Annotated in this window: 14 protein-coding genes and 1 pseudogene; 4 read left to right on the top strand and 11 right to left on the bottom strand. The window is 64.4% G+C overall.

Annotated features, from left to right (window positions below; translation table 11 throughout):
- Positions 1-121 precede the first annotated feature (121 nt).
- The 9 genes and pseudogenes from P6U29_RS13190 to P6U29_RS13150 form a co-directional block, all read right to left on the bottom strand.
- Positions 122-1,291, bottom strand: coding sequence for a Gfo/Idh/MocA family protein (locus P6U29_RS13190; RefSeq protein ID WP_407117989.1), 1,170 nt, complete (start codon positions 1,289-1,291; stop codon positions 122-124).
- Positions 1,292-1,334: 43 nt separating this feature from the next.
- Entirely contained in the window at positions 1,335-1,649 is a 315-nt protein-coding gene (locus P6U29_RS13185; RefSeq protein ID WP_407117988.1) for a septal ring lytic transglycosylase RlpA family protein, read from the bottom strand.
- 105 nt (positions 1,650-1,754) lie between these two features.
- On the bottom strand, positions 1,755-2,600 hold the full coding sequence (locus tag P6U29_RS13180; protein WP_407117987.1) for a CmcJ/NvfI family oxidoreductase: 846 nt from the start codon (positions 2,598-2,600) through the stop codon (positions 1,755-1,757).
- A gap of 260 nt (positions 2,601-2,860) precedes the next feature.
- Positions 2,861-2,983 carry a hypothetical protein gene (locus tag P6U29_RS13175; RefSeq protein ID WP_407117986.1) on the bottom strand — a complete coding sequence of 41 codons (123 nt, stop codon included), beginning with the start codon at positions 2,981-2,983 and terminating at the stop codon, positions 2,861-2,863.
- Positions 2,980-4,080: pseudogene (locus tag P6U29_RS13170) on the bottom strand (LLM class flavin-dependent oxidoreductase). Before P6U29_RS13170 ends, P6U29_RS13175 begins: the two are co-directional and overlap by 4 nt.
- 20 nt (positions 4,081-4,100) lie before the next feature.
- The gene (locus tag P6U29_RS13165) at positions 4,101-5,270 is read right to left on the bottom strand and encodes an acyl-CoA dehydrogenase family protein (protein WP_407117985.1); all 1,170 of its coding nucleotides are present in this window, start codon (positions 5,268-5,270) and stop codon (positions 4,101-4,103) included.
- Positions 5,264-6,061, bottom strand: a complete 798-nt coding sequence (locus tag P6U29_RS13160; protein ID WP_407117984.1) for an ABC transporter ATP-binding protein — start codon at positions 6,059-6,061, stop codon at positions 5,264-5,266. Before P6U29_RS13160 ends, P6U29_RS13165 begins: the two co-directional genes overlap by 7 nt.
- Positions 6,055-7,077: an ABC transporter permease gene (locus tag P6U29_RS13155; protein WP_407117983.1), complete on the bottom strand. Its 1,023-nt coding sequence runs from the start codon at positions 7,075-7,077 to the stop codon at positions 6,055-6,057. Before P6U29_RS13155 ends, P6U29_RS13160 begins: the two co-directional genes overlap by 7 nt.
- Positions 7,055-8,158 carry an ABC transporter substrate-binding protein gene (locus tag P6U29_RS13150; RefSeq protein WP_407117982.1) on the bottom strand — a complete coding sequence of 368 codons (1,104 nt, stop codon included), beginning with the start codon at positions 8,156-8,158 and terminating at the stop codon, positions 7,055-7,057. The genes P6U29_RS13155 and P6U29_RS13150 overlap by 23 nt, the downstream gene beginning before the upstream one ends.
- A 477-nt stretch (positions 8,159-8,635) precedes the next feature.
- Between P6U29_RS13150 and P6U29_RS13145 the strand changes: the two genes are divergently transcribed.
- The gene (locus P6U29_RS13145) at positions 8,636-9,616 is read left to right on the top strand and encodes an ABC transporter substrate-binding protein (RefSeq protein ID WP_407117981.1); all 981 of its coding nucleotides are present in this window, start codon (positions 8,636-8,638) and stop codon (positions 9,614-9,616) included.
- Positions 9,617-9,733: 117 nt separating this feature from the next.
- Here the strand turns inward: P6U29_RS13145 and P6U29_RS13140 are convergent, their stop codons facing one another.
- Positions 9,734-10,156, bottom strand: a complete 423-nt coding sequence (locus P6U29_RS13140) for a hypothetical protein (RefSeq protein WP_407117980.1) — start codon at positions 10,154-10,156, stop codon at positions 9,734-9,736.
- A gap of 333 nt (positions 10,157-10,489) precedes the next feature.
- Here P6U29_RS13140 and glgC point away from each other — a divergent pair, with 333 nt between their 5' ends.
- The 3 genes from glgC (at position 10,490) to P6U29_RS13125 (ending at position 13,602) form a co-directional block, all read left to right on the top strand.
- The gene (gene glgC / locus P6U29_RS13135; protein WP_407117979.1) at positions 10,490-11,752 is read left to right on the top strand and encodes a glucose-1-phosphate adenylyltransferase; all 1,263 of its coding nucleotides are present in this window, start codon (positions 10,490-10,492) and stop codon (positions 11,750-11,752) included.
- Positions 11,749-13,206 carry a glycogen synthase GlgA gene (gene glgA / locus P6U29_RS13130; protein ID WP_407117978.1) on the top strand — a complete coding sequence of 486 codons (1,458 nt, stop codon included), beginning with the start codon at positions 11,749-11,751 and terminating at the stop codon, positions 13,204-13,206. The genes glgC and glgA overlap by 4 nt, the downstream gene beginning before the upstream one ends.
- Before the next feature lie 135 nt (positions 13,207-13,341).
- Positions 13,342-13,602 (top strand): SemiSWEET transporter, encoded by a 261-nt coding sequence (locus P6U29_RS13125; RefSeq protein WP_407117977.1) that lies wholly within the window; start codon positions 13,342-13,344, stop codon positions 13,600-13,602.
- A gap of 34 nt (positions 13,603-13,636) precedes the next feature.
- Here P6U29_RS13125 and P6U29_RS13120 read toward each other — a convergent pair whose 3' ends face one another.
- A complete protein-coding gene (locus tag P6U29_RS13120) occupies positions 13,637-14,434 on the bottom strand; it encodes a DODA-type extradiol aromatic ring-opening family dioxygenase (RefSeq protein ID WP_407117976.1) in 798 nt (265 codons plus the stop codon).
- Positions 14,435-14,562: the final 128 nt, after the last annotated feature.

Genomic DNA, 14,562 nt, shown 5'->3' with positions numbered 1-14,562 from the left:
ATTCCTCTTTCAACGTGCGCGCGGAGACTCCCCCTCACCCCAACCCTCTCAGCGCGAGCGTAGCTCGTCGCTCCCCGCAAGCCGGGCGAGGGAGCACATTCCCGTCGCGGTGACCATTCCCCTACAACACCACTCGCCGCCCCTCTTCCGCCGCCCAGTACCCGGCGTAGTTCACCTTGATCGTCTCGTACGCGAGCGCCAGGTCCGACAGCGGCTGCCGTCCGGTCGCGACGCATTCCATGAAATCCTGGATCTCCTGCAAGTACCCGCGCGTCCATTCCTCCTCGAGGCAGACATATTGCCAGCCGGTCTTGCGGTCGACTTTCTCGGTGATGTAGACGCTCGCGAGCTTTTCCTCGGAGGTCTGGTAGCTCATCAGATGCGTGTTCGGGGTGATGTTGGCGAACAGCGAACCGCCGCTCGTGTAGGTCTCGATCAGATTGCGCACGCCGCCCATGATCATGTCGCCTGAGAAGACGGTGGCCTTGGTGCCGTCGGAGAAGGTGGCGGTGAGCGTGCCCCAGTCCTCGACATCGACGGGATTGGCCTTGATGTAGGCGCGCTCCTCCGGCTTCAGCCCAGCGGTGACGTTGCCGACGTCGCACGTGACGCTGGCGACGCGGATGGTCTCGCCGCGCGCCTTGGCTTCCACCTGCTTCAGATACAGCACGACCGAGAGCGGATGGCAGCCCATGCGGATCAGCGCGCCGCCGCCGGTCATCGCCCATTGCGCGGCGTGGGCCGCGTGCGAGCCGGAATGGCTCTCCTCGCCTTTCATGAACAGGATCTTGTCCTTGGTCGCCTTGATGATCTCGGCAGTCTTGGTCACCGCAGGCGCGTAGATCCAGTCCTCGGCGTACATGAAGAGTTTTCCGGTCCGCTCGATCGCGGCCCGCGTCCGGTCCATCTCTTCGATCACGCGCTCATACATCAGCGCCTTCGGCACGTGCTTGCCGATCGGCTGCGTGTCGCCCTCGCGGCCGAAATAGCCGGCGAAGGGCTTTTCGCAAATGACGTGCTTGCCGGCCTGCATGCTGGCGACGATCATCTCGGCATGGAGGTTGGGCGGCGTGCAGATGTCGATGACCTCGAGCTCGCGGTCCGCGATCAGGTCGCCGAAGCTCCGGTAAACGCGCGGAATATTGTAATGCTGGGCGAACGCGACAACCTTGTCGCCGCGCGCAGCCACGGCCGCGACCTCGACGTCCACACCATAGACGCGCCGGAATGCATACATGTGCAGCTCCGACACGAAGCCGCAGCCGACGAGTCCCACCCTGATTTTGGTCATAGCGCCCCCTTGCTTTGGACGGCACTATAGCGCGCTCGGAGGCCTAATCCACCGACACGCGCACCACGCCCGCGCTCATCATGCCGAGCGCGCGGGCGGCGGGCACCGAGAGATCGACGATGCGGCCGCGGATGAAGGGGCCGCGATCATTGACACGGCACTGGATCGTGCGCCTGAGCACGCTGCCGAACGGACGCGTGCGATGGGCGCAGGTCATCTCGCCGCCTCGGCCGGCCCTGCCATATCCGTAATAGGAGGCCAGCCCGCTTTCGGCTTTCGCAACTGACATGAAGGCAAGGGATGAAAAGGCAAGTGATGAAGTCACGAGACCAAGCAATAGTGTTGGCTGCGCTCGCACGGCACCGCTCCCGGTTGGCCCTTGCCCGGCGCTGCAAACGTTGCTTTGTTCCTTCGGGTTCCCGGAACCCTGCCGGGAAATGCCCGGCACGATCATCACAGTTTGTTACGGCCTGTGAAACACCAGCGTGCGGACCTCGATGCTTTCGCGCGGCGCCGCGTCGGCCGGCGTGGTCGGATCGACGAATGCGGTATGCGGCCCAAAGCGGGTGCGGCCATCCGTTGCGGAATCGTAGCACTTCAGCAGCAGCGCCTCGTCCGGCGTCATCTCGGGGAAATAGAACCAGCGGTGGTTCGGATTGTATTTCACCGAATAGGTTTCGCCGCGGCGGTTGGGATAGATCAGGTCGGAGGCGACGAGATCGTCGGGCGCCACCGTGGTGCCGTCGGCCATGGCGCGCGGTGAATCCCGCAAGGGCCCGCGGATCGGCCGCCAGAGATTGATCACCTGCACACGTCCCTTCAGCAGCTCCTCGGCCTCGTCAGGCAGATGCTCGCGCACGCGATTGGCGCCGGAGACCGCGGTCTGATCGACATGAACGCGCGTCGCCGGCTGACGCGGGCCGCCGCCGCGAATATCGGGGGCGCCCTCGACACGCTTGCGTACGGTGTGGTCGAAGATGACGACGCGATCGGCCTTCAAGGTCGCGCGCAGGAAGGCTTCGACAGCGGGATAATAGACCGCGCGGATTTCCTCGTCGTTGTAAAAATCCTTCACCTGCGTCGGGTGACGCACCAGCGCAAAGCCCTCGCGATCGAGCGAGAAGTTCTGCGCGATCAGCCGCGCATCGAAAATCGGGACCTGATGCGGCTCCGGCAGCGACGTGCTCTTCGGTTCGCCCGGCGGCGGATCGAAGGCATAGGTGCGCGGCTTGCCCGATACCGGCGCAAGATAGTTGAGTTCGGCAGTGACGAAGGGAAGCGATTCGATTTTTGTTTCTTGCAGGCCCATGGCCGGTCTCCCGATGTGGTCGTCGGATTGATTTTTGACCGGGCGCGCCGCGGTGCAAGGGAGGGGATGCAAATAGCAATGGGGCTATTGTCGGCGGTGAAGAACGCAGAAGGAAAGCAGCGAAGAATGCGAGCGTTCTGGAATCATTGTTCTCGTGTCACGGACGCTTGAGAAAGTCGTGAGATCTCGTGCCCCGGACGCGGCGCAGCGCTTCTTCAGCGGTGCGCCGCTGAGCCGGGACCCATATCGCCGTGAGCAGTTCAGGCGCCCTGGGTCCCGGCTCGGCGCAGCAGCGCTTCACGCTGCAGCGCGTCCGTGACACGAGAGCGTGCGTTCGGAATTGAACCGAACAGCAGCGCGCCGGCTAGCATCAGGCGGATCATTCCGCCGCCTCGCCGCGAACGGCCTGGCGCTTGGCGATCAGCTCGCGCGTCAGCGGGATCAGCTCGCGGCCGTATTCGAGCGCATCGATCAGCGGATCGAAGCCACGGATCAGGAAATGGCTGATGCCGAGGTCGTAGTAATCGCCGAAGACCTCCGCCACCTGCTCGGGCATTCCGACCAGCGCGGTCGTGTTGCTGTTGGCGCCGGTGAGCTTTGCGATCTCGGTCCAGAGCCGCTTGTCGATCCGGCTGCCCTGGTCGGCGAGCGCGAGCAGACGCCGCGCGCCAGCGGTGCCATGGCCGTCGGCCGGCTTGCGATAGCCGGTCTTGTCCTGAAGCGCGGTGGCGCGCGCCAGAATTTCCTCCGCCTTTTCCCAGGCCTGCTTTTCGGTCGGGGCAATGATCGGCCGCACCGACAGGCTGAAGCGCGGCGTCGGCCGCTCCTGCCTCACCGCTGCATTGTGGACGCGCGAAGTGACATCGAGCACCTGCGCATAGGATTCGCCCCACAGTGCAAAGGTGTCGGCGTGCTTGCCGGCGACGTCGATCGCCGCGTCGGAGGCGCCGCCGAAATAGACGCGAATGCCTTCGGGACGATACGGCTTCACCTGCGAGAAGGCGTTCTCGACCTGGTAGTATTTGCCCTTGTAGGAGAACGGCTTGTCGCTGGTTCATTCCAGCTTGAGCACATCGAGAAACTCGGAGGTGCGGGCATAGCGCTCGTCCTTGTCATCGAGCGTGTTGCCGTCCTGCCGGAGCTCGGTGGCATTGCCGCCGGTGATGACATGAAGCGCGACGCGGCCGCGGGACAACTGGTCGAGCACTGCGAACTGCCGCGCCAGCAATGTCGGCGCGGTGAAGCCGGGCCGCTGCGCGATCAGCACGTTTAGCCTCTCAGTGTGGTTGAGCACGTGCTGCGCGACCTGGAGCGCATCAGGCGACGTCGAATGGAACGCCAGAAGCGCACGATCGAAGCCGGCATTCTCATGCGCTTTCGCCACCGTCTCGATGTGGGTGGGATTGAGCACCGGCCCCTCGCGGACGATGCTCTCGGACGAATTGTTGTTGCTGATGAAGCCGATGAACTCGATCGACATGATCGTCTCCCTGTTGATCTCTAGAGGCCGAGTGCGGCGCGGCCAAGCGCGAGGCGCGTAGAATCGTCCTGCGGCGTGTGCACGCGCCCGCACAGGACGTCGCGATAGTGCCGCTCCAGCGGATTGTTACGGGACAGGCCGTGATTGCCGGTCAGTGACAGCGCGTCCTCGACCACGGCGGCGGCATTGTTGGTCACGGTCAGTTTGATCACGTTGGATTCGCCGGCCGACAGCTGGACCCCATCATCGAAGTCGCGGGCGAACGTCTCAATCAACCGCGCATTGACCGCGAGCCGCGCCTCGATGGCGCCGAGGATCTCCTGCGCGCGAGCCAAAGTCGCGAGCGGCGCACCGAGGCTTGCGGGCACGCGCTGCTTCAGGAACGTGACCAGCCAGTCGCGCGCCGCGCGGGCAACGCCGTCATAGATCGCGGCGACGAACACCGTGTGGATGGTCGCCTGCGTGACCTCGGGCGCATGCCAGTCCGCCGGCTTGCGCAGGTCGACTTCGGCATCGAGTGGGATCACGACGTCGTCGAAGATGACGTCGTGGCTGCCGCTGGCGCGCAGGCCGTGATGGTCCCAGGTCTCGACGATGCGGGTGCCCGGCAGGCCTGCCGGCACCAGGAACTGACCGACACGCGGCTCGGCCTCGTCGGTTCGCGCCCAGACCAGGTACCATTTCAGGATCGGCGAGCCCGTCGAATAGATCTTGTGGCCGGAGAGCCGCCAGCCGGTTTCGGTGCGCCGCGCGATCGTCGCCGGCAGGCCGCCGCGCGCGGGTGAGCCGAGCTCGGACTCGACGCGCAGCGCGTTGACGAGCGCAAGGCCTTCGACGCTTTCGCGCGCGAGCTTGCGCGACAGCCGCGCCGGCCAGGTCTGGCTGCGCGCCATGACGAGATGATTGATGTAGTGCATCGATAGCACCAGCGCGGTCGACGGATCGGCCTTGATGATGCCGAGGACGCGCGCGGCGTATCGCGCGCCCGCTCCGCCGCCGCCGTGGGCCGCCGGCACCGTCAGCGACAGCAGGCCCGCCTCGAACAGCTCGCGGAAATTCTCGAACGGAAAGCTGCCGGTGCGGTCGTGCTCGGCCGCGCGCGCAGCAAAGCCTGCCGCAAGCGTCTCGGCAAGGGCGATGTAGCCGGGTTCGCTATGGGTCGTACGGCTCTTGGCCACAGACGTTACCATGTGGCGTCCAGCCCCAACAGGCCGAGGATCTGACGACGCACGTCAGCCAGATACGGATCGCCGCGATGGCGCGGATACGGACGATCGACACGAATGTCGGCCTTCACCCGCGCGGGACGCTCGCTGAACACGATGACGCGGTTGGCGAGCACCAGGGCTTCCTCCGCATCATGTGTCACCAGCAGCGTGGTAAACCCCTTGCGTTGCCACAACGAGACGAGCTCGGCCTGCATGGTGATGCGAGTCAGCGAGTCCAGTTTTCCCAGCGGCTCGTCCAGGATCAGGATCTTGGGATCGTTGACCAGCGCCCGCGCCAGCGCGACGCGCTGCGCCATGCCGCCGGAGAGCTGATGCGGATAGACATTGCGGAAGGAAGCAAGGCCAACGAGATCGAGCGCGTCATCGACACGCTGCCGCTGGCTCCTAAGAATGCCCTGGGCCTCCAGGCCCAGGGCGACGTTGTCCCAGACCGACCGCCAGGGAAACAGGGTCGGATCCTGGAACACGACCACGCGCGAAGGATGCGGCCTTCGGATGCGCTCCTCGTCCTCCCGCAGCGTTCCTGCCTTGGGCTTGTCGAGGCCGGCAACGAGCCGCAGCAAGGTCGACTTGCCGCAGCCGGACGGACCGAGCAGCGCGACGAATTCGCCGGGCTCGACAGAGATGCTGACGTCGCTGAGAACAGGCAGTTCGGCGCCGTCGATGTCGAAGGCGTGGCTGACTTGCTCGATGTCAAGCGCGGCACCGGCGGCCGGATGCGTGATCGCTTCGGCGAGAGCTGCGGCTACCATTTGACGGTCCCCTTCTGCCAGACCAAGAGGCGATCGCGGATCGAAAACAGGAGCGTGATCGCGCCGGAGCAGAGCAGCGACATCACGATCAGAGCCGCATACATATTGGCGTAGGCCGCCCAGCCCTGCGCCCACTGCAGGTACCAGCCGAGCCCGGCCTTGACGCCGATCATCTCGGCGACGACGAGCACGGCGAAGGACGAGCCGAGCCCCATGAACAGGCCGACGAAGACGTGCGGCAATGCCGCGGGGATTGCGACCTTCAACACCAGGAAAGAAGGCTTGGCACCGAGCGTGCGCGCGACGTCGTAATAGGCGTTGCTGACGCTCGCAACGCCCGACCAGGTCAGCACGGTGACGGGAAAGCCCGTCGCGAGCGCGATCAGGAAGGTCGAGGCGCTCCAGCTCGACGGGAAGGTGAAGAAGGCGATCGGCAGCCAGGCGGCCGCCGGCAGCGGGCCGATGAAGCGCAGCACCGGATGCACCCAATAGCCGACCGCGCGCGACCAGCCGATCGAGACGCCGGTCAAAAAGCCGACCGTGGCGCCGATCAGATAACCGCCAAGCTGCAGCTTGATCGATGCAAAGACGCTGTCGAGAAGCTTTGGCAGATCGTCCGTGTAGACCTCGATGATCGCCTGCGGCGGGGGAAAGAACGGCAGCGGCAGCCAAGCGAACTTTGCGGTCGCGACTTCCCACAGCGTCAGGAAAGCACCGAGCGCGACGAGCCATGGCGCCCGCTTGTGCAACGCCTTTCCGGCCGAGCCGAGATAATCAGCGCCGACGGTTCCGAACAGCGCCACGGCCGCGATGACGAGGGCGGCTATGCCGAGCGAGTGCGTGCGCGACCAGTCGCCGACATCGTCCCACCACAGGCAGGACAGGCCGAATGCGATCCAGGCGATGCTGGCGAGAACGCCGACGCCGGATTCCCGGATCCAGGTCGCGAGCAGCGGCGCGCGGGAGAGACGCGGCGCGCCGGAGGCGAGGCCGTCAGACAGCGAATACGTCGACATAGATGCGCTCCGCAAATCTTGCCGTGTCGGTGCTCTGCTTGAACACCTGCACGCTCTTGAGATCGTCAGCATAGGCCTTGAGCTCGCGCTTCAAGATCTCGCCGACGGGATGATGATGGTGGGTGTGGTAGCGCACCATGCCCTCGATGTCGGCGAGCGTCGCCGCCTTCGGCGCGTAAGGCTGGAACGATCTTGCGGCGAGTGCCGCATTCTGCGAGCTGAACATCGCGGCATCGAGCAACGCCTGCGTGATCGCACGCGCGACCTGCGGCTCCTCGCGCACCAGGCTGCCGCGGAGGCCTAGAATGCAGCAGCTCTTCTCGCGGTATTCGCCATCGAGATTGGACGCGACTTCCTTGTACTGGGTGTCCTTGAGCCAGAGATAGGCGAGCGGATCGGAGGACAGGAACGCCTGCACCTCACCTTTCTCCACGGCAACGTTGAGCAGATTGCCGGGATAGGCGCGCCAGTCGACGTCCTTGACCGGATCGATGCCGAGCTTGGCGAGCTGGATCGAGAAGAAGTTCTTGTCGGGACCGGCGAGATCGCCGACTGCGACGATCTTGCCCTTGAGATCGGCAAGCTTGCTGACGCCGGAGTCGGTGCGCGACAGCACGCGCATGCAGCCGCCATGGGTCCCGGCGGCGATCTTGACGTCAAAGCCCTGCTCCAGTGGCTTCAGCCAGCGCAGCGCCATGCCGAGGCCCGCGTCGCTCTTGCCCGTCGCGATCGCCTCGAGCAACTGGTCGGTCGAACCGGAATAGTTGACGAGCTCGACGTCGAGATTGTGCTTCCGGAAGAAGCCGTGCTCGATCGCGACCGGCACCGGCGCGAGGCAGACCGCGCCGGCATTCCACGACAGTTTCAGCTTGCGCGGCGCGCCGGTGAGCGCAGGCGCATCGGAGGCCGTGCGGCATAGCGGAAACTCCGAGAAATCGACACCGGGCGCGATCGCCTGCGGTGCAAAGGCCTGTGCTGCACCAAAGGCGCCGAGCGGCGCGGCGAAGGCGGCGGCAAGCCCCGCCTGAAGCAGACGGCGCCGGTCGATTTTCGATCCGCTGCGCTTGTTGTCGTTGTTCATCGGCCCCTGGCTCCTGCGCTGGCATGGCTCCGCCATTTGCGCAACGGCTCACGTTGCGCATGTTCCGTGCGGAGCTGCGTTGAGAGAAGGTTTTCCCGTCGGCGCTTCTCGCGCCGCGTTGATGCGATGGGCAAATCATGCGGCGCGTCCGCCACATCGTCAATGAAATGGAATTTCGAATGTGACACGAGGCGAAGTCATTCTCTCCATCGGCGAGTGCGGGAACGAAGAAAGGATTTTCGCTGCTGCGTCGTCATGCAGAGCGCGCCGCGACTCCGTCGTTTGCTCCATCCGTGTGCATCTTCTGCTGCGCAAGCCGTGCATTCTCGAAAGCCTCGTTTCATTGAAACGTCCTTGCCGGTCGCGCACGCAATACGGTTGGCCATTTCATTGACTGCGTATCGCGCGCTCATAGACTTCATTGTCCCGCTGCATCATTCGCTCGCGCATCGTGAGCCAAGCAACAAGACGGATCCAATGAGCATCAACTCCCACGACCATTCCATCACTCGCAGGCTCGCGGCATCGCTTCTCGTCGTCGCCATCACGTTGTCGACGGCCGCCGCATCCCTCGCAGCCGATCCCGTCGTGCTGCGCGTCGGGGACCAGAAGGGCGGCAACCGCTCGCTACTGGAAATCTCGGGCTATGCGAAGGACCTGCCCTACAAGATCGAATGGTCGGAATTTCCTGCGGCCGCGCCAATCCTGGAAGCGCTCAACGCCGGCGCGCTCGATGTCGGCTACACCGGCGATCTCTCGTTTCTGTCGGTCTATGCAGCGGGCGCACCGATCAAGGCGATCGGCGGCACGAGGTCGGACGCGAGGACGCAGGCCATCCTGGTGCGTCAGGATTCGCCGATCAAATCGGCTGCAGACCTCAGGGGTAAACGGCTCGCCGGCACGCGCGGCGGCTGGGGCCAATTCCTGATCGACGCCACGCTGGAGAAGGCAAGGATCAAGCTGGAGGACGCGACTTTCGCGCCGCTTGGCCCGGTCGATGCCAAGATCGCGCTCCTCGCCGGCTCGATCGATGCATGGGCCGTGTGGGAGCCTTACGTCTCGTTCGCCACACTGAAGGACCAGGCCCGTGTGATCGCCGACGGCGAAGGGCTGACGCCGACTATCACCTTCATCGTCGGCTCCGACAACGCCATCGCGACCAAGCGTGCGGCGGTGCAGGACCTGGTGCAGCGCTTAAACAAGGCGCGACTGTGGTCGCTGGGTCATCTCGGTGAATACGCGAAGAACACGGCCGAGCTGACCAAGCTGCCGGAAGACGTGTTGCTGTCGGCCTACACGGCACAGCGCACCAGCCCGATCGTGATCGACGAAACCGTGGTCAAGGAGGTGCAGGAAGCCTCCGACCGTTCGACGCGCTACGGCATCCTGCCGAAGAAGCTCGACGTCAGCCAAGCCGTCGACCGCAGCTTCACGGCTGCAGCCGCGGGATCGAACTAACGAAGGCAGCGGGATGCGCGCACCTCGCCTCAAGGCCGGCCCACTGCACCTCACCGCGATCGTGCTCATGCATTTAGCGTGCATGAGCTTGATCGTGTGGCTCTAGCCGCGCGGTGCTCACCAATATCTGTAATAGCGACGGTGATAGACGCGGTACGGCCGGTAATAGCCATAGCTGTAATACGGACGATAGGGCCGATAGTATCGCGGATAATAGGCCGGCCCGTAGCCATAACCGTAGTAGGCCGGCGCATAACCATAACCGTAGCCCGGATATCCATAGCCGTAATATGGACCGCCATAGTAGCCGTAAGGGCCGCCGGCCGCGATGGCGCTGCCAATGATCGCGCCGGCCGCGAGACCACCAAGACCCCAGCCCCATCCGCCGCCACGCCAATGCACCTGCGCGACGTTGTCGCCGGCTGCAGCCTTCATCGTCGCGACGTTGGTCGGCATCGGTCCCGCCGTGGCCTGAGCGATTTGGCCCGCCATGACCACGCCGGCCAGCGAACAGGCAATTGCCGTCTTCCAGATCCTCATCGTCTTACTCCCTGTCTGACCTTTCGCTTGGAAAAGGATCGCAGCGCCATGATCGGGCATCCTTGCGCCAAGTCAAAGCCTGGAGTTTGCGTGCACCGCACAAGATGCATGCCTCCGTTTGATCAACCGGTGCCCGGCGACGGCTGACGACTTCGCCGCCTGTGACACGCCTACGACGGCGCCTGAGGCCCGATCACCCGGCAAAGCATTAAGCTTCCCGTGCATTCGCAACCAACAACCACCTTCACGATTTACTATTCGTGCCATTAGTATCGGTTCCAATGTGCGCGGCCGGGAGGCTTCTCGCGAGCGCCAGAGTTGTGGGAGGATGACATGAGTGCCGCGAGACCCGAGCCGCTTGCCCGCCAAGCTCTGGCATTCGTCCTGGCCGGAGGACGCGGCAGCCGGCTGCTGGAGCTAACCGACCGGCGTGCCAAGCCGGCAGTCTATTTCGGCGGCAAATCCCGCATCATCGATTTCGCGCTGTCGAATGCGGTGAACTCGGGCATCCGCCGTATCGCGGTCGCAACCCAATACAAGGCACACAGCCTGATCCGGCACCTTCAGATGGGCTGGAACTTCTTCCGTCCCGAACGCAACGAGAGTTTTGACATCCTCCCCGCCAGCCAGCGCGTCTCCGAGACCATGTGGTATGTCGGCACGGCGGACGCGGTGTACCAGAACATCGACATCATCGAATCCCATTCCTGCCGCTTCATCGTGGTGCTGGCCGGCGACCACATCTATAAAATGGACTATGAGGTGATGTTGCGCCAGCACGTCGAGAGCGGTGCCGACGTCACCGTCGGCTGCCTCGAGATGCCGCGGACGGAATCCTCGGGCTTCGGCATCATGCATATCGACGAGAACGGCTGGATCCAGTCGTTCCTGGAGAAGCCGAAAGATCCGCCGCCGATGCCAGGCAAGCCGGACGTCTCGCTCGCCAGCATGGGCATCTATGTGTTCGACGCGAAATTCCTGTTCGACCAGCTCAAGCGCGACGCCGAGGACCCGAACTCCAATCACGATTTCGGCAGGGACATCATCCCCTACATCGTCAAGAACGGCCGCGCGATGGCGCACCAGTACTCGACCTCCTGCGTCCGCTCCGGCAGCGATCCCCGCGCCTATTGGCGCGACGTCGGCACGGTCGACGCCTATTGGGCCGCCAACATCGACCTCACCGACGTGGTGCCGGAGCTCGACCTGTTCGACCGCGCCTGGCCGATCTGGTCCTATGCCGAGATCACGCCGCCGGCGAAATTCGTTCATGACGAGGAGAGCCGGCGCGGTCAGGCGGTGAGCTCGCTGGTCTCCGGCGGCTGCATCATCTCCGGCGCCTCGCTACGCCGCTCGTTGCTGTTCACCGGCGTGCGCGTCAACTCCTACGCCAATGTCGAGAACGCCGTGATCATGCCTTACGTGAATGTCGGTCGCGGTGCTCGCTTGAGGAACGTCGTGATCGACCGTGGCGTCGAGATCCCGGAGGGACTCGTCGTCGGCGAGGATCCCGAACTCGACGGAAAGCGCTTCCGCACCACCGAACAGGGCATCTCGCTGATCACCCAGCCGATGATCGACAGGCTCAATACATGACGCCTGTTCGCGTCCTCGCGGTCGCCTCTGAAGTCTATCCCCTCGTCAAGACCGGCGGCCTTGCGGATGTCGCCGGTGCGCTGCCGGCTGCGCTGAAGGCGCATGGCGTCGAGATGCGCACCCTGATGCCCGGTTATCCCGACGTGATGCGCCTGGTGTCAGGCGCAGAGGAGCTCCGGCGCTGGCCGAATTATTTCGGCGGCCCCGGGCGGCTGCTGGCGGGCTCCCATGACGGGCTCGATCTGTTCGTGCTCGACGTGCCGCATCTCTACGCGCGGCCGGGCAACCCCTATGTCACCGCCGAGGGCATCGACTGGCCGGACAACGGCGTGCGCTTCGCGGCTCTGTCGCGCGTGGCCGCGGATATCGGCCACGGCCTCGTGCCGGCCTTCGTGCCCGACATCGTGCACGCCCATGACTGGCAGGCAGGGCTCGCGCCGGCTTATCTGCACTACGACAATCGTCCGCGGCCCGGCACCGTGATGACCATTCACAACATGGCCTATCAGGGCAAGTTCGCTCCCGAGTTGATCGGATCAATCGGCCTGCCCTGGGACTCATTCAACGTTCAGGCGCTGGAATATTTCGGCGGTATCAGCTTTTTGAAGGCCGGCCTGCGATTCGCCGATCGCATCACCACGGTGTCGCCGACCTACGCGAAGGAAATCCAGAGCGACGAAGGCGGCATGGGGCTCGGCGGTGTGCTTCGCGAACGTTCGGGCGTGCTGAGCGGCATTCTCAATGGCATCGACATATCGGTATGGAATCCGCAGGAGGATCCGCACATCGCCTACCGCTTCGGCGCCGAGGACCTGACGTTCCGGGGCGCGAACAAGGCGGTGCTGCAGCAGCAGTTCAACCTCGATTCCTCGGACGAGACGCCGCTGCTCGGCGTCATCAGCCGTCTGTCCTGGCAGAAGGGACTCGATCTCCTGCTCGAGGCCATTCCGACCATTCTGCGCGAAGGCATGCAGCTCGCACTGCTCGGCAGCGGTGACCGCGATCTGCAGGACGGCTACCTGGCTGCGGCCCGCGGCAATCCCGGCCGGATCGGCGTCGTGATCGGCTATGACGAGATTCTGGCGCATCTGATCCAGGCGGGCTCGGACGCGCTGATCGTGCCTTCGCGCTTCGAGCCGTGCGGCCTGACCCAGCTCTGCGCGCTGCGCTATGGCGCCGTGCCGATCGTCTCCCGCGTCGGCGGCCTCGAAGACACCATCGTCGACATCGGCGAGCCCGACACATCCGGCCACGATGCCACGGGATTCAAGTTCGGCCCCGTGACGGCGGATGCCCTCGCCGGGACGCTGCGCAAGGCCAACACCGTTTTCCACGACAAGCTGACTTGGCGCCGGCTGCAACGCAGCGGCCTTGCGACCGACGTCTCCTGGCGTAACCGCGCCGGCGATTATGCCGCGCTCTATCGCGGGCTGATGGCGGCCCGCGCGGCGTAGCGTTTTCAAGCGAAGTGGGTACCGGTTCGCGTCAAGAAAACGCGTCAAAACTAGAATATCTGGAGCTTCGTTCCGATCTCATTGGAACGAAGCTCTAGGGCATGACCATCATCGAATCCATGCTATAGAACCGGCATGGAACCTCTCGTGATCAAGCTCATCGGCTTTGCCGCCGCCACCTGCACCACCGTGGCCTACGCGCCGCAGGCCTTCAAAGTATGGAAGACTCGCTCGACCGGCGACATCTCGCTCGGCATGTTCCTGGTCATGGTGCTGGGCCTGGCGCTCTGGCTCCTCTACGGCCTGCTCTCCGGCGACGCGCCGCTCGTCGCCGCCAACGCCATCACCATGGTGCTCGCCGGTGGCATCCTGGTGATGAAGCTACGATATGGGTGAGCTTTCCTTTCACATCTCCCCGCAAGCGGGGAGATCACCCGCCGAACACATACGACGCCATCGCCACATTCGCGACCTCGTCGACGAATACGCGGCGTCCGATATCGCTGCCCGCAGCACCAGCCGCCACCATCAGCGGCAGCAGATGGTCCTCACGCGGATGCGCCAGGCGCGCGCTGGGAGCGTTCTCCCAGTCGACCAGCATCGCGTTGCGGCGCGCCACATCCGGGCTGCTGATCGCCTCGTTCAGATAGGCCTCGAAATCATATGAGACCGGTTTCGACTCCGGCCGGTTGAAGCCGCGCATGTTGTGATAGGTCAGCCCGCTGCCGATGATCAGAATGCCTTCGTCGCGCAACGGTGCGATCGCCTCCCCCACCTTGACGTGCTCGGCCGCATCATAGCTCGACTTCAATGACAGCAGCACGATCGGCATGTCGGCATTCGGATACATCAGGCCGAGCGGCACGAACGTGCCGTGATCGAACCCCTGGTTGGGATCTTCGCGGCAATCAAAGCCCGCATGCTTGAGCAGCGCCTTCACGTCCCCGGCAAGCTCGGGCTTGCCCGGCGCCGGATATTTGAGGTGGTAGGTATGCTCGGGGAAACCGTAATAGTCGTAGACCATCGGCGGATGCGGCGAGGTGGACACGGTGAAGGCATCGGCCTCCCAATGTCCGGTGATGACGAGCACGGCCTTCGGCTTCTCCGGGAGAAGCTGCGGCAGACGGCCGAACGCCTCGGCGGTCTTGGCATATTGCACCCGCCTGTCCTCCATGAAGGGCCAGGGGCCACCGCCATGTGACAGGAACAGGGTCGGAAATCGCGTCATGGGGCTCGTCTCGTTGACAACAGGCGCGTGCGAGCTGTCCGCACGGATCGGCGGTGAGCATAGGCAAAGCAGCATGGTTAGCAAGTCGTTAACGATTTGCCGCCCAGAATCCCCGATGTGGCCGAAGC

This window comes from Bradyrhizobium sp. LMG 9283, from assembly GCF_045571415.1.
Lineage (GTDB): Bacteria > Pseudomonadota > Alphaproteobacteria > Rhizobiales > Xanthobacteraceae > Bradyrhizobium.
This window is presented reverse-complemented; position numbering and strand designations above follow the sequence as displayed.